Origin of the sequence: Kaustia mangrovi (assembly GCF_015482775.1) — a bacterium.
In the GTDB taxonomy this organism is placed as follows: Bacteria; Pseudomonadota; Alphaproteobacteria; order Rhizobiales; family Im1; genus Kaustia; species Kaustia mangrovi.
In genome coordinates, this window is the sequence record NZ_CP058214.1 from 18,783 (window position 1) to 32,184 (window position 13,402).

Genomic DNA, 13,402 nt, shown 5'->3' on the forward strand with positions numbered 1-13,402 from the left:
GCGGTCGATTGTCGCGGTCAGGAGGCGCGCCGCCTCAGCCTGACGAGCCCCTCGCCATAGGTCGTGTCGAACTCCGCCTCCAGCCTCGGGCAGACCCCCCGGCACCGGTCCACCACCTCGCGGGCCCAGTTGAAATAGGCCTTGACCGTTTCGTCGGGCCATTCGCTCGACGGGCTCTGCGACAGGTCGTTCATGTTGGAGATCTTGTCGGCGATGCGGATGATCCGGGCCCGCGGCGATATCCTGGCGGCTTGCTCCATTTGGCGCTCGCGCCGTTGGGCTTGCGGCAGAGACCGGTCGTCTGTGACTTCCATCACGAGGCGGGCCACATCCTCGCCGAAGGCCTGCTCGATTTCGGCCTCGGTGACGTCGGTGTCCTCCACCACGTCGTGCAGCAAGGCGGCGGCGACCAGGACGGGGTCCCTGCCGGCTGTGCCACGCGCGACGAGGCGGGCGACCTCGGCAAGGTGATTGACGTAAGGGTCCTCGCGCCGGCCCTTCCGGCGCTGGTTGGTATGATGGCGACAGGCGAAGTCGAAAGCCTCCGCCACAAGCACGACCGTCTCGTCCTGCGTCCGTTCGCTCATGTCAAAGCCCCGTTATGAGGTGTGCGGACCCGCTTGTCCGCAGGCGCGCGGGCGCACATCGTCTCCAACAATCCCAGCGGGGCGACTGTAGCGTAATTCGGCCGGTCCGGAAATCGGCACGCCCCGTCCCGGGGGCTTGCGGGAGGGCAGGGGCGGGCGCACCTTAGGAGAGCAGGATTGCTGGCACGAGAAACAATGACCGAGATCACCGACAAGCACGAGCCTCCGGTCGCCGGTCCCGTCACTCCGGCGGGCCGGGCGATGCTGGGTCTCATCCGTCTCTACCAGCTCACGCTGTCGGCGGTGATGGGCCGGACATGCCGGCACATGCCGAGCTGCTCGGAATACGCCGCGGAGGCCGTGCGGCGGCATGGCGCCTGGCGCGGTTTCTGGCTCGGCTTTTCGCGGGTCGCGCGCTGCCATCCCTGGGGGAGCCACGGGCTCGACCCCGTGCCGGACAGCCTGCCGGACCACGGCTGGCGCTTCTGGCGCTACGGGCGCTGGACCGGGCGCCACATCACCGAGCGTTTCGAGGATTGAGGGCGTCGGCCCTTGCCGGGGCGTTTGCTTGACGGCGCGGACCGAAAGGGGCAAGAAGCGGGCGCGCGCCTTGCGCGGTGGCCGGACCGGCCCCAAGTGACAACCCGAGAATGCTTACCTGCGTTGGTATGCAGCGAGTGAGCAGGAGATGACAGATGATCACTCTGACTTTTCCCGACGGCGACAAGCGCGACTTCGAGAACGGCGTCTCCGGCGCCGATGTCGCGGCATCCATTTCCAATTCCCTCCGCAAGAAGGCGGTCGCGGTCGAGCTGAACGGCGTTCTTAAGGATCTTGCCGATCCTATTGAGAACGACGCTGAAATCAGCATCGTTACCCGTGACGACGAGACGGCTCTGGAGCTGATCCGGCACGATGCCGCTCATGTGATGGCGGAGGCTGTGCAGGAGCTCTATCCGGGCACGCAGGTCACCATCGGCCCGGTGATCGAGAACGGTTTCTACTACGATTTCGCCCGCAACGAGCCGTTCCATCCGGAGGATCTGGAAAAGATCGAGGCGAAGATGCGCGAGATCGTCGCGCGCGACAAGCCGTTCACCAAGGAGATCTGGAGCCGCGAGGAGGCCAAGCGCTTCTTCGCCGACAAGGGCGAGCAGTTCAAGGTCGAGCTGGTCGACGCGATCCCTGAGGACCAGGAGATCCGCATCTATCGCCAGGGCGAGTGGCTCGACCTGTGCCGCGGGCCGCACATGCCGTCCACCGGCAAGGTTGGCAACGCTTTCAAGCTAATGAAGATCGCGGGGGCCTATTGGCGCGGCGACGCCAGGAACCCGATGCTCCAGCGCATCTACGGCACCGCCTGGGCGAGCCCGAAGGACCTCAAGACCTATCTGGAGCGGCTGGAGGAGGCCGAACGGCGCGACCATCGCCGGCTCGGACGCGAGATGGACCTCTTCCACTTCCAGGAGGAGGGGCCGGGCGTCGTCTTCTGGCATCCCAAGGGCTGGACGCTGTTCCAGGAGCTTATCGGCTATATGCGCCGCCGCCAGCAGGCGAACGACTATGTGGAGGTCAACACCCCGCAGCTCCTCGACCGGGCGCTGTGGGAGGCGTCCGGCCACTGGGAGAAGTATCACGAGAACATGTTCATCACCGAGACGGAGGATGAGCGTGTCTTCGCGCTGAAGCCCATGAACTGCCCGGGCCACGTCCAGGTGTTCAAGAACGGGCTGAAGTCCTATCGCGACCTGCCGATCAAGATCTCCGAGTTCGGTGCGGTGCACCGCTACGAGCCTTCCGGTGCGCTTCACGGGCTGTTCCGCGTGCGCGGCTTCACCCAGGACGATGCCCATGTCTTCTGCACCGAGGAGCAGATCACCCAGGAGGCGGTCAGGCTCAACGATCTGATCCTGTCGGTCTACAAGGACTTCGGCTTCGAGGACGTGGTCATCAAGTTCTCCGACCGCCCCGAGGTGCGCATCGGCTCCGACGCGGTGTGGGACAAGGCTGAAGCCGCCCTGCGCACAGCCGGCGAGGCGGCCGGGCAGACCTTCGTGCACAATCCGGGTGATGGCGCCTTCTACGGGCCCAAGCTCGACTATGTGTTGCGCGACGCGATCGGCCGGGAATGGCAGTGCGGCACGGTGCAGGTGGACCTGAACCTGCCGGGCCGGCTCGGCGCGTTCTATATCGGGGCGGATGGCGAGAAGCACACGCCGGTCATGCTGCACCGGGCGATGTTCGGCTCGCTGGAGCGCTTCACCGGCATCCTGCTTGAGCATTTTGCCGGCCACATGCCGCTCTGGCTCGCGCCGGTGCAGGTCATGGTGACGACCATCGTGTCGGATGCCGACGACTATGCGCTGAAGGTCCGCGACGCCTGCCGCGCTGCGGGCCTGAGGGCCGATGTCGATCTCAGGAACGAGAAGATCAACTACAAGGTCCGCGAGCACTCGCTCGCCAAGATCCCGGTGATCTTCGTGGTCGGCAAGCGCGAGGTCGACGATGGCGCCGTCAATATCCGTCGCCTCGGCGTGAAAGAGCAGTCGGCCCTGCCGCTCGACGCCGCCATTGCCGGCATTGTGGACGAGGCCCTGGCGCCCGATGTCAGACGCCAGCGCGAGGAGGCGTCGAAGGCGGCCTGAGGGAACCGGACGATAGAACCATCCCCATCCCGTCTTCGACGGGGTGGGGCCTATCGCCGCGAGAAGGCCAGTTCGCAGCCGATGGCCTCGGCATCCGGATAGACATCCGGCTTGCACACGCGCACCGTGCCGGCCTCGACATCGGTCCGGCGCGCGATCAGCGCGACGATCTCGCGGGCGAGCGTCTCCTGGAGGTTGAAGCGCCGATGCGCGACGAGCGCGGCGATCTCCTCGCGCAGGAAGTCGTAGTCGAGCGTGTCGTCGAGCTCGTCGGTGCCGGCAAGGCTGTCCGGGGTGAGCGTGAGCGCGATGTCGATGCGCATGCGCTGGCGCCGGCCCCGCTCGAAGTCGTGAATGCCGATCTCCGCCTCGATCTCGAAGCCGTCGAGGAACAGGGTGAAACGGTCTATTTTCATGGGGCCTGCGCTCGCTCCGCGTTCCAACCGGCGCGACCTTAGGGCATGATGCCGGAAAGTGCAGGCCCTTTTCGGATATCATCGCGCCCAACCGGCGAGACGCGATCGGCCCGGAAGGGGGCGGGCTCGCCTGAGCGAGGGCGGTCTCGCGCATTCCCGCAGCGCGACATCCTGTTCCGGGCCGGCCATATTGACTTTCGCCGGAGCCTCTTCCAGCACAGAATGCCAACACGGAGGACGATGATCCCATGCAGCAAGACGCGATGGCCGCGGATGCGCCCGCCGCCCGCCTCAACGACCGCACCAGCACATTGAGCCTTCTCGCAACGCGGCGTTCCACGCCGGTTGCCCTCATGGGCGAGCCGGGGCCTGAAGGGGATGCGCTGACGGCGATCCTGAAGGCGGCGGCGCGCGTGCCCGATCACGGCAAGCTCGCGCCGTGGCGTTTCATCCTGTTCCGGGGCGGGGCCCGCGAGGCCATTGGCGAGGTGCTTCAGGCACGCTACCGGGCGCTTCACCCGGACGCGAGCGGCGAGACCCTGGCTTTCGAGTGCGGCCGGTTCCTGCGCGCGCCGGTCGTCGTGGGTGTGGTCTCCACGGCCCGCGCTCATCCCAAGATTCCCGAATGGGAACAGGTGCTGTCCGCCGGTGCGGTCTGCCAGAACATGCTGATCTCGGCGGCCGCCATGGGCTATGCGGCGCAGTGGCTGACGGAATGGTATGCCTTCGACGAGGAGACGGTTCGCGCCATGGGGCTCGACGAGGGCGAGCGCATCGCCGGTTTCGTCTATATGGGCACGGCGCGCGAGGCGCCGATGGAGCGGCCGCGCCCCGATCTCGACGCGCTCGTCAGCGAATACGGGTGCTGAGATCATGGCGGCGGCGGACTGGCAGGCCATCCGGGGGTTGCTGTTCGACAAGGACGGCACGCTGATCGACTTCGAGGCGAGCTGGCAAGCGCTGTTCGAACGCTTCGCGCTCGAGGTCGCCGGCGGCGATGCGGGCCATGCAGCCCGCCTGCTGGAGCAGGCCGGCTATGACGAGGCGGCCGGCCGGTTTCGCGCAGGCTCTGTCATCGCGGCCGGAACCACTGTGGATCTCGTCGAGCTCTGGCAGCCCGATCTCGACCGCGAGGCGCGCAAGGCTGCCGTCGGGCATATGGATGCGCAGATCGTGCAGACGGCGTCGTCCACCGCCGTCGCGGTCTGCGATCTCGCGCCGGTGCTCGGCGGTCTCGCCGCCACGGGGCGGTTCCGGCTCGGCGTGGCGACCAACGATGCCGCCCTGTCGGCGGAGCGCTGTCTCGCCCAGCTCGGCGTGCGCGACATGTTCGACGCGGTGATCGGCTGGGACAGCGTGGAGCGCGCCAAGCCCGCGCCCGACATGGTGCATGCCTTCTGCCAGCGCTGCGGTCTCGAGCCCGCCGAAGTCGCCGTCATCGGCGACAACATGCACGATCTGGAGATGGCCGAGGCCGCCGGCGCCGGGCTCAGGATCGGCGTCCTGTCGGGCAATTCGGCCCATGACGACCTCGCCCCGCTGGCCCATGCGGTGATCGAGGATATTTCCCATCTGCCGCGACTGGCCGAGACACAGGCCGCCGCGCTGCCAAAGGAAGGGTGAAACCGTCTCCCATGTTCTACGACGCGCTGAAAAACGATCACGGCCTGCCGCACGATCCCTTCAAGGCTCTGGTGGTGCCGCGCCCGATCGGCTGGATCTCCAGCCTCGCCCCCGACGGTACGGTCAATCTCGCGCCCTACAGCTTCTTCAACGCCATGGCGACCGATCCGCACTATGTGCTGTTCGGCAGCGGCGGGCGGAAGGACAGCCAGCGCAATATCGAGGAGACGGGGGAATTCGTCTGCAATCTGGCGACATGGGATCTTCGCGAGGAGATGAACCGCAGCTCCGCCGCCGTGCGCCCCGATGTGGACGAGATCGCGCTCGCCGGCCTGACACCGGCCCCGTGCGCGCGGGTCAGGCCGCCACGCGTGAAAGAGGCGCCGGCCGCGCTCGAATGCGTCTATGACCGCACGATCACGCTGGAGGGCGCGGAGGGCCCCGACGGGCATCACCCCTATGCCATCGTGCTCGGCAAGGTGGTCGGCATCCATATCGACGACAGCTATATCCGCAACGGCCTGGTCGATACCGCCGCGATGAAGCCCATCGCGCGCTGCGGCTATATGGACTACGCGGTCGTCACGGAGCTCTTCCAGATGCGCCGGCCGGATGTCGACGGAGAGCGCGGCGCGATCGTGGAGCGCGAAACGACGTGAGCGGTTTCATTCAACTTGAGTGAAACCTGGTCTTATTCCTCGATCCCACCTACGACTGTCATCCTCGCGAAAGCGGGGATCCATGTTTTTGGGGTCGCTTGTGGAGTCCCGCTTTCGCGGGAATGACAAGCAGCAGATGCCGGATGCGAGCCGAACTGCCATCGGATATCTGCGGTCCTGCCGTCGACGGTGAGGCCGAGTATCGGCTCGTTCATGACGCTCACACCTCGTCGGCGGTTGTGAAGGCCACGCCGGCGCGGTCCATCTCGTCGCGCATGGCAGCGAGCGAGCCGTCCAGATCGATGGCGCGGCAGGCGTCTTCGATCACGGTCACCGCAAAACCCAGCCGCCGACCGTCCAGTGCGGAGAAGGCGACGCAGAAATCGGTCGCGAGCCCGGCGAGACAGATCGTGTCGATGCCGCGCTCGGCGAGATAGCCGGCAAGTCCGGTGGGCGTCGTCCGGTCGTTCTCGAAGAACGCTGAATAGGAATCGATATGCCGCCGGAAGCCCTTGCGGACGACGAGCTCTGCGCGCGTCGTGTCGAGCTCGGGGTGGAAGGCCGCGCCCTCGCTGGCCTGGACGCAATGGTCCGGCCACAGCACCTGCTCCCCGTAGGAGAGTTCGACCGTCTCGAAGGGTGCGCGCCCGGCATGACCGGAGGCGAAGGAGGTATGGTCGGGCGTGTGCCAGTCCTGCGTCAGCGCGACATGGGTGAAACGCGGGATGAGGGCGTTGATGACGGACACCACCGCGTCCCCCTCCGGAACGGCCAGTGCTCCGCCGGGGCAGAAATCGTTCTGGACGTCGACAATCAGCAGGATCTCGCTCGCCGGTCTCATCGCTGGCCTCCTTCGAAACGGGATGTCGGGGACGGAACCGCCGGGCGATCCGCCCCTTCGAGGGCTCAGGCGAGCCCGTAGCGGCGCGCGCGCTCCAGGAGCCGCTCGGCGCGGGTGAGATGGGGCCTGTCGAGCATCTCTCCGTCAAGGCCGATCACGCCCGCATTGCCGCTTTGCGCGAAGGCGTCCACGATCCGGCGCGCGCGCGCCACCGCCTCGCCCGACGGCGTGAACGCCTCGTTGATCGCGGGCACCTGGGCGGGATGGATCGCCATCTTCGCGGTGAAGCCGTCGCGCGCGGCCTCTGCGCATTCATGGCGTAACCCCGCATCGTCGCGGAAATTGCCGTAGACGCCGTCGATCGGGATGACACCTGCGGCGACGGCGGCGAACAGCGTGCCCGTCCGCGCGACGCGGAAGGGTTCGGTATAGCGGTTGTCGGCCTCGCGGATCGCCTGCGCGCCGAGATCGGCGGAGAGGTCCTCCGCGCCCCAGGCAAGGCCCTCGAGACGTTCGCCCGCACTGTCGTAGTCGGCAAGGGCGAGCACGCCGCGGGCATGCTCCGTCGCGATGGCGAGGATGCGCGTGCGTCCGCGGATATCTGACGCCTCGCGCGCGGCGATGAGCGCGGAGAGGCTTTGGACATCGCGTCCGCCACAGGCCTTGGGCAGCATGATGCCGTCCGGCGCGCCCGCCATGGCGGCGTCGAGATCGGTTTCGGTGAGCCCGGTGTCGAACGCGTTGACGCGCACATAGAGGCGCGGCAGGTCCGCGCGCTCATCCGCCGAGAGCCCGGGGAGGAGCCGTGCTACCGTCTCGCGGGCCGACGGCTTGTTGTCGAGGGCGACGGAATCCTCGAGGTCGAGGATGATCGCGTCGGCGCCGGAGCCGAGCGCCTTCTCGATCTTGCGCGGACTGTCGGCGGGAACGAAGAGGAGGGAACGCATGGCGGATCAGGCCTTCCCTTCGGGACGCTTGCGCATGAAGGCCTGCCGGCGGCAGACGGCGACCAGCGTGTCGTCCTGCTTGAAGGCGCGATGCTCCATCTCAACGATGCCCGCATCGGGGCGCGACCGGCTCTCGCGTTTCGATACGATCTCCGTCTCCACATGCACCGTGTCGCCTTGGAAGAGAGGGTTGGGGAAGCGCACATCGGTCATGCCGAGATTGGCGATGGTGGTGCCGACGGTCAGGTCGTTCACCGAGATGCCAATCATCAGGCCGAGGGTGAACAGGCTGTTCATCAGCGGCTGGCCCCATTCGGTCTCGGTCTCGCAGAAATGCCGGTCGATATGGAGTGGCTGGGGGTTGAGGGTGAGATTGGAGAACAGCATGTTGTCCATCTCCGTCACGGTCCGGCGCAGTGGATGGGCGTGAACGGAGCCGATCTCGAAATCCTCGAAGTAAAGTCCGGCCATTGCCGAGATCTCCCCATATGGTCGTGATTGATTCGGATGTCGCGCCGCGCGCGGGGACCCGCGCTGCGGACGGTCGGGCCGATCCTTGCCCCTCGTTCACGGTTTCGCAACCCGCTTGATGCGTGATGGGGACGCCTGGTGGCCGACGGGCCCATCCCCAGGAGGGAAAAAGAAGAACACGAATCAACTAAAGATTGTTTGGCGAATCTTCCGAGTCGGCCCGATCCGTTAACGCCGGCCCCATTTTCTCCACAATCTGTTGGCTGTGGATATCTCTCGTTCTTTCGTTAACTATCTGTTTTTCTTGAGAAAAACAAACGGTCACGTCTGTGGATATCCTGTTAACCGATCATTAAGCCGCGACTCCCTAGGACTCGTATCAGGCGCAACAGGACGTCGCCTGAAGCGAGGGCCCTCGAGGCGAAAGACGATATGACCCAATGCCTGATCATAGACGGCTCGGCCCCGGATCGTCGCCAGCTCGCCGATCTCCTTGCGCCCTATGACTTCGCGGTCGATATCGCCGGCGATGGCGTGGCCGCGCTGGAACGGTGCCGGCGCGACATGCCGGATCTCATCATGGTATCCGACCGGCTCGACGGCATCAGTGCGCTCGATTTCATCCGGCGCCTGCGGTCCACCCGTCGCGGCCTGGAGCCCGTGGTCTTCATCTGTGCACGCGATGCCGATGCCGAGGCGATCGGGACGGCGATCTGGGAAGGCGCCACGGAGTGCCTGATGAAGCCGTTCGACAGTGACGTGCTGGACTTCAAGCTCAACCAGTTCGGCCTCGTCGAAACGATGGCCGCACCCGTCGCCGCCATGGGCTGACCTCATTCCCACCCGATTGCCGCGGTTCATGGGCGCAAGTTGACGCCTATCGCCCATCGGTGGTCGCATTGGGGGAATAGGTACGGTCCCGCCGGGTGTACGAACCCGCATCGCTTATGCCTATAGTCATGGCTATTTCGGGAGGCGCAGGATGCTGTCTGGCGGGGTGCGGTCGCTCTGGGCGTTGCTGTTCGGCTTTGCGCTCCTGACGCTCGGCAACGGGCTGCAGGGCACGCTGCTCGGCGTACGGGCCGCCATGGAGGAATTCGGACCGCTCGTCACCGGTATCGTCATGGCGGGCTACTCGCTGGGCCTGCTGGCGGGCTCGATCACGACGCCCGCTCTCGTCTCCTATGTCGGTCATATCCGGGTCTTCGCCGCACTCGCCTCCGTCGTGTCGACCGCCGTTCTGCTGCTGGCGGTCTTCGTGAACCCCGTCTGGTGGTTCGTCATGCGGTTCGTTGCGGGCATGTGCATCTCCGGCCTGTTCATTGTGGCGGAGAGCTGGCTCAACTCCGTCTCGACGAACCAGAACCGGGGGCGTCTGCTATCGGTCTACATGGCGATCACCTATGCCTGCATGGGTCTCGGCCAGCTTTTCCTGAACCTCGCCGATCCGGGCGGCTTCGAGCTGTTCATCGTGGTCTCCGCGCTGGTCTCTCTGGCGCTGGTGCCGATCTCGCTGGTGCGCACGGCAGCGCCCGACATTACCCATCCGCGCGCGGTAGCGGTTGCCGATATCTACAAGGGCTCGCCGCTCGCGGTGATCGCCAGCTTCGCCAATGGGGCGGGGCAGGCGGCCTTCTTTTCCATGGGCGCCGTCTACGCCACTTTGTCGGGCTTCACCGTGGCGGAGACCTCGGTCCTCATGGCCCTGCCGCCGCTTGGCGTCGTCGTGTCGCAATATCCGATCGGTCTGTTGTCGGACCGCTACGACCGGCGTCTGATGCTGGCGGTCCTGTCCTTCGTCTCCGCGGTGATCGCGGCCGGCTGCGCGCTCGCCACGGGCCGGTCGGAGGAGGCTGTCATCCTGCTCTTCATGCTGTTCGGCACCCTGTCCCTGCCGCTCTATTCGATCACGCTCGCCCATGCCAACGACCATCTGGAACCCGACCAGATGCTCGGGGCGAGCGGCAAGCTCATCCTGCTTTACGGTGTGGGCGCGATCGTCGGGCCGCTTCTGGCCGGTGGCGCCATGCGGTTCGTCGGCGCGGCGGGCTTCGCCTATTATCTCTGCGCCCTGTACGGGCTGATGGGGATCTATGTCGTCTACCGGATGTATCGCCGGCCGGAGGTCGTGCCCGTGGAGGATCAGGGCGAGTTCGTGCTGGTCGCACCGAGGACGACACAGGTCACGGCCCAGGCGATCGCGGAGGAGATTGTGGAGGCGGGGGCGGAAGCGGCCGCCGCAGGCGACGGCGAGCGGGAGAATGGCGACAGCCAGCCGGCGCCGGCCGGCGAGGCGCGTTGAGCGCATTGTCTGTCGGGAGATCGGGGAGAGGGGGACGTGCCGGGGCCTTGCCCCGGCACGAGATACGCAGGATATGACCGCCACGCGGTCACTCGGTACGCTACTCACGGATTTGGAGAGTAGGGGGCGCTGCTTAATTTTTCCTTAGCGGCGCAAGGATCGAAGAACCGGCCACAAGGTGTTAATCCAGCGTTAAAAATTGCCTCCGCGTGCCCCCTCTCAGCCGAGCTTGCGCATGTCTTCCGGGCGCCTGACCGTGACGTCGAGATCGGTCACCAGACCGTTGGACAGGGAATAGACCCAGCCATGCACCGACAGCGCCTGGCCGCGCGCCCAGGCGTCGCGGACGAAGACGTCGGAGGCGACGTTGCGGACCTGCCGGACGACATTGAGCTCGCACAGCCGGTCGAGGCGGCGATGATGGTCGACGATGGCCTCGAGCTCGCCGCGATGCTCGTCGAACACCTCGCGGATCGGATGGAGCCAGTGGTCCACGAGCCCGCGCCGCTGGCCGTCCACGGCGGCTGCGACACCGCCGCATCCATAGTGGCCCACCACCATGATGTGCCGGATCTTCAGAACGTCGACGGCGAATTGCAGCACAGACAGGTAGTTGGCGTCCTGCGGCGGGGCGAGATTGGCGACATTGCGGTGGACGAACAGCTCGCCCGGATCGAGCCCGACGATCTCGTTGGCCGGCACCCGGCTGTCGGAACAGCCGATCCAGAGATATTCCGGGGCCTGCTGGCCCACCAGCCGTTCGAAGAAGCCGGGATCGGCGGAAACCATCCGTTCCGCCCAGGCACGATTGTTCGCTTTGAGATGATCGAGCATGGAACCGTCCTCGCCGCACAGATTGCTTTAATATCGGAACTGCTCGTTCAACACGCGTTCGGCCAAATTGTGGCCGGGGTCGAAGAGCATGTTGACGCTCAGACTCATATCCTCCTCCACGGAGACCTCCGTCACATCGCGGAACTCGGTATGGTCGGCGACCGCGCTGACCGGACGCTTCTCGTGCTCGAGCACCTCGATGCGCACCTGCGCCTCGCGCGGCAGGATCGCGCCGCGCCAGCGCCGCGGCCGGAACGCACTGATGGGGGTGAGCGCCAGGAGCGGCGAGTTGATCGGCAGGATGGGCCCGTGGGCGGACAGGTTGTAGGCCGTGCTGCCCGCCGGTGTCGACACCAGGACGCCGTCGCAGATGAGCTCCTCCAGCCGCACCCGCCCGTCGACGGCGATGCGCAGCTTGGCGGCCTGATAGGTCTCGCGCAGCAAGGAGACCTCGTTGAAGGCGAGGGCGTCGTAGACTTGGCCGGTGCGGTCCTCCGCCCTCATGCGCAGGGGATGGACGGCGGTCACCTCCGCCTGCGCCAGCCGTTCGGGAAGATCTTCCTCGACGAACTCGTTCATGAGGAAGCCGACCGACCCCCGGTTCATGCCGTAGATCGACTTGCCCATGGACACGAAACGGTGCAGGGCCTGCAGCATGAGCCCGTCGCCGCCAAGCGCGACGACGATATCGGCCTCGTCCGGCTCGGTGTGGCCGTATCGTGCCTCCAGGCGCATGCGGGCGTCCTCCGCCTCCGGAGCGTCGCTGGCCAGAAAGGCGATCTTGGAGCGATGAGGCATGATGGGCTGCTCTTAACGGTTGGCGTGTGACGGGATAGGGTCGGGACCCGGATGGACCCTGCACCCCTTGCGACCCCTGGGAGGAGATATGAGCGAACAGGACGCGCCTGTCTTCATCTATACCACCTTTGGCGCGATGGAGGAGGCGGAAGAACTGGGATACGAACTGGTGAACCGCAAGCTTGCGGCGTGCGTCAACATCTTTCCGGGCATGGTCTCGCTCTATGAATGGCAGGGCGATGTGGAGCGCGCCGACGAGGTCGCCATGATCGTGAAGACCCGCAAGGCCCGCGCCGACGAGACGGTCGCCGAGATCGCGCGCCTGCACCCCTATGACGAGCCGGCCGTCCTCGTCGTTCCGCTCGCCGGCGGCAGCCAGCCCTTCATCGACTGGATCGCGGCGCAGACGGCGGCGCGGTAGGCGCCCCGGCCCACGCTCAGATCCGGCCGGCGGTCTCGTGGGCCGCAATCGCCTCCGACAGGGCGCGGTACTCCTCGCACTGCGTGCCCCCGCACAAGGCCTCCAGCTTCTCCAGCAGCAGATGGGCCTTGCCGAGTTCGTTCTTCTGCAGATAGGCCTCGCCGAGATACTCGTGCACGCCCCTGTGCGCCGGATTGCGCTTGAGCGCCTTCGTGTAATAGGCGATGCCGACATCGATCAGGCCGAGCTTGCGGTGGGAATAGCCGAGCAGGTTGAGCACATTGGCGTCGTCCGGCCGGCCGAGTGCCCGCAGCGCGTCTATGGCGGCGGCGTATTCTCCCAACCCTATGAGGATCTCCGCACGCCTGTAGCCCTGGAAGGCGGTGGCGTCGAGCTCGTCGCCGCTCTCCGTGCTCCATTTCTCGAGGATCCGCCTTTCGTCGTCGGACGTCGTGTCGTCGTCACCATCGGTGGTCGGTGTTGGCGGACTTTCCGTGCCGAGAGCGTGGACCGGCCCCGAAAGGGCGGTCATGGCCAGAATGGCGAGTGCGGCGGCCGGGACCGCAGCGCTCAGCCATGGTCGGCGCGGCGTGGCGGGAAAAGCCGCTGTCATCGTCGGAACCCTCCTCCTTGTGGCGTCCTTCCGAACCTGCCTCGCACTCCCCATGGAAGGCGGCCGGGCGGACGAGGCGCCGGCACGCCTATAATCCACGCCTTGCGCCCGGAAGGCCAGTCCCAGCCGGCAACGAACCGCTTGACGGCGGGCGGCAAGATTGAATATGGGGCGGGGCGGCTGGTAAGGTAATGCCATTTATCGCGAAGAGAACGTATCGGGTCCGGCATGGTCTGGATCGGGGG

Annotated in this window: 16 protein-coding genes; 8 read left to right on the plus strand and 8 right to left on the minus strand. The window is 66.3% G+C overall.

The features are described from left to right. Window positions 1-17: 17 nt before the first annotated feature. Complete coding sequence (locus tag HW532_RS00125) at window positions 18-587, minus strand: HD domain-containing protein (RefSeq protein WP_213162502.1); 570 nt, start codon at window positions 585-587, stop codon at window positions 18-20. Window positions 588-782: 195 nt separating this feature from the next. Between HW532_RS00125 and yidD the strand changes: the two genes are divergently transcribed. Continuing rightward, window positions 783-1,127: a membrane protein insertion efficiency factor YidD gene (gene yidD, locus HW532_RS00130; protein ID WP_213162503.1), complete on the plus strand. Its 345-nt coding sequence runs from the start codon at window positions 783-785 to the stop codon at window positions 1,125-1,127. A gap of 155 nt (window positions 1,128-1,282) precedes the next feature. Continuing rightward, complete coding sequence (gene thrS, locus HW532_RS00135; RefSeq protein ID WP_213162504.1) at window positions 1,283-3,232, plus strand: threonine--tRNA ligase; 1,950 nt, start codon at window positions 1,283-1,285, stop codon at window positions 3,230-3,232. Window positions 3,233-3,282: 50 nt separating this feature from the next. On the opposite strand, the gene HW532_RS00140 is transcribed toward thrS, so the two are convergent. Further along, window positions 3,283-3,648: a dihydroneopterin aldolase gene (locus tag HW532_RS00140; protein ID WP_213162505.1), complete on the minus strand. Its 366-nt coding sequence runs from the start codon at window positions 3,646-3,648 to the stop codon at window positions 3,283-3,285. A 248-nt stretch (window positions 3,649-3,896) separates the two neighbouring features. On the opposite strand from HW532_RS00140, the gene HW532_RS00145 reads away from it, so the two are divergent. Genes HW532_RS00145 through HW532_RS00155 form a run of 3 tightly spaced genes read left to right on the plus strand, consistent with a single transcriptional unit; the run spans window position 3,897 to window position 5,930 of the window. Next, complete coding sequence (locus HW532_RS00145) at window positions 3,897-4,517, plus strand: nitroreductase family protein (protein ID WP_246479374.1); 621 nt, start codon at window positions 3,897-3,899, stop codon at window positions 4,515-4,517. A gap of 4 nt (window positions 4,518-4,521) precedes the next feature. After that, entirely contained in the window at window positions 4,522-5,271 is a 750-nt protein-coding gene (locus HW532_RS00150) for an HAD family hydrolase (RefSeq protein ID WP_213162506.1), read from the plus strand. Between the two features lie 11 nt (window positions 5,272-5,282). Next, complete coding sequence (locus tag HW532_RS00155; RefSeq protein ID WP_213162507.1) at window positions 5,283-5,930, plus strand: flavin reductase family protein; 648 nt, start codon at window positions 5,283-5,285, stop codon at window positions 5,928-5,930. Between the two features lie 220 nt (window positions 5,931-6,150). On the opposite strand, the gene pncA is transcribed toward HW532_RS00155, so the two are convergent. The 3 genes from pncA to HW532_RS00170 all read right to left on the minus strand — a co-directional run bounded on the left by pncA (window position 6,151) and on the right by HW532_RS00170 (window position 8,189). Beyond that, the gene (gene pncA, locus HW532_RS00160; protein ID WP_213162508.1) at window positions 6,151-6,771 is read right to left on the minus strand and encodes a bifunctional nicotinamidase/pyrazinamidase; all 621 of its coding nucleotides are present in this window, start codon (window positions 6,769-6,771) and stop codon (window positions 6,151-6,153) included. A gap of 65 nt (window positions 6,772-6,836) precedes the next feature. Then, window positions 6,837-7,718: an HpcH/HpaI aldolase/citrate lyase family protein gene (locus tag HW532_RS00165; RefSeq protein WP_213162509.1), complete on the minus strand. Its 882-nt coding sequence runs from the start codon at window positions 7,716-7,718 to the stop codon at window positions 6,837-6,839. Between the two features lie 6 nt (window positions 7,719-7,724). Then, the gene (locus HW532_RS00170) at window positions 7,725-8,189 is read right to left on the minus strand and encodes a MaoC family dehydratase (RefSeq protein WP_213162510.1); all 465 of its coding nucleotides are present in this window, start codon (window positions 8,187-8,189) and stop codon (window positions 7,725-7,727) included. Window positions 8,190-8,621: 432 nt separating this feature from the next. Between HW532_RS00170 and HW532_RS00175 the strand changes: the two genes are divergently transcribed. Together HW532_RS00175 and HW532_RS00180 are read left to right on the plus strand one after the other, a co-directional pair. Continuing rightward, window positions 8,622-9,020 (plus strand): response regulator, encoded by a 399-nt coding sequence (locus HW532_RS00175; RefSeq protein WP_213162511.1) that lies wholly within the window; start codon window positions 8,622-8,624, stop codon window positions 9,018-9,020. A 151-nt stretch (window positions 9,021-9,171) separates the two neighbouring features. Beyond that, a complete protein-coding gene (locus tag HW532_RS00180) occupies window positions 9,172-10,491 on the plus strand; it encodes an MFS transporter (protein ID WP_213162512.1) in 1,320 nt (439 codons plus the stop codon). A 219-nt stretch (window positions 10,492-10,710) separates the two neighbouring features. Here the strand turns inward: HW532_RS00180 and HW532_RS00185 are convergent, their stop codons facing one another. Then, window positions 10,711-11,325, minus strand: a complete 615-nt coding sequence (locus HW532_RS00185; RefSeq protein ID WP_213162513.1) for a carbonic anhydrase — start codon at window positions 11,323-11,325, stop codon at window positions 10,711-10,713. A 27-nt stretch (window positions 11,326-11,352) separates the two neighbouring features. Further along, window positions 11,353-12,123, minus strand: coding sequence for an NAD kinase (locus tag HW532_RS00190; RefSeq protein WP_213162514.1), 771 nt, complete (start codon window positions 12,121-12,123; stop codon window positions 11,353-11,355). Window positions 12,124-12,211: 88 nt separating this feature from the next. Between HW532_RS00190 and cutA the strand changes: the two genes are divergently transcribed. Then, a complete protein-coding gene (gene cutA / locus HW532_RS00195) occupies window positions 12,212-12,544 on the plus strand; it encodes a divalent-cation tolerance protein CutA (protein ID WP_213162515.1) in 333 nt (110 codons plus the stop codon). A 16-nt stretch (window positions 12,545-12,560) separates the two neighbouring features. On the opposite strand, the gene HW532_RS00200 is transcribed toward cutA, so the two are convergent. Further along, entirely contained in the window at window positions 12,561-13,157 is a 597-nt protein-coding gene (locus HW532_RS00200; protein ID WP_213162516.1) for a tetratricopeptide repeat protein, read from the minus strand. Between the last annotated feature and the right edge of the window lie 245 nt (window positions 13,158-13,402).

Bases quoted from the DNA above. Each gene is read 5' to 3' on its own strand.
- HW532_RS00125 (WP_213162502.1), bottom strand. From the start codon at position 587: ATGAGCGAACGGACGCAGGACGAGACGGTCGTGCTTGTGGCGGAGGCT.
- yidD (WP_213162503.1), top strand. From the start codon at position 783: ATGACCGAGATCACCGACAAGCACGAGCCTCCGGTCGCCGGTCCCGTC.
- thrS (WP_213162504.1), top strand. From the start codon at position 1,283: ATGATCACTCTGACTTTTCCCGACGGCGACAAGCGCGACTTCGAGAAC.
- HW532_RS00140 (WP_213162505.1), bottom strand. From the start codon at position 3,648: ATGAAAATAGACCGTTTCACCCTGTTCCTCGACGGCTTCGAGATCGAG.
- HW532_RS00145 (WP_246479374.1), top strand. From the start codon at position 3,897: ATGCAGCAAGACGCGATGGCCGCGGATGCGCCCGCCGCCCGCCTCAAC.
- HW532_RS00150 (WP_213162506.1), top strand. From the start codon at position 4,522: ATGGCGGCGGCGGACTGGCAGGCCATCCGGGGGTTGCTGTTCGACAAG.
- HW532_RS00155 (WP_213162507.1), top strand. From the start codon at position 5,283: ATGTTCTACGACGCGCTGAAAAACGATCACGGCCTGCCGCACGATCCC.
- pncA (WP_213162508.1), bottom strand. From the start codon at position 6,771: ATGAGACCGGCGAGCGAGATCCTGCTGATTGTCGACGTCCAGAACGAT.
- HW532_RS00165 (WP_213162509.1), bottom strand. From the start codon at position 7,718: ATGCGTTCCCTCCTCTTCGTTCCCGCCGACAGTCCGCGCAAGATCGAG.
- HW532_RS00170 (WP_213162510.1), bottom strand. From the start codon at position 8,189: ATGGCCGGACTTTACTTCGAGGATTTCGAGATCGGCTCCGTTCACGCC.
- HW532_RS00175 (WP_213162511.1), top strand. From the start codon at position 8,622: ATGACCCAATGCCTGATCATAGACGGCTCGGCCCCGGATCGTCGCCAG.
- HW532_RS00180 (WP_213162512.1), top strand. From the start codon at position 9,172: ATGCTGTCTGGCGGGGTGCGGTCGCTCTGGGCGTTGCTGTTCGGCTTT.
- HW532_RS00185 (WP_213162513.1), bottom strand. From the start codon at position 11,325: ATGCTCGATCATCTCAAAGCGAACAATCGTGCCTGGGCGGAACGGATG.
- HW532_RS00190 (WP_213162514.1), bottom strand. From the start codon at position 12,123: ATGCCTCATCGCTCCAAGATCGCCTTTCTGGCCAGCGACGCTCCGGAG.
- cutA (WP_213162515.1), top strand. From the start codon at position 12,212: ATGAGCGAACAGGACGCGCCTGTCTTCATCTATACCACCTTTGGCGCG.
- HW532_RS00200 (WP_213162516.1), bottom strand. From the start codon at position 13,157: ATGACAGCGGCTTTTCCCGCCACGCCGCGCCGACCATGGCTGAGCGCT.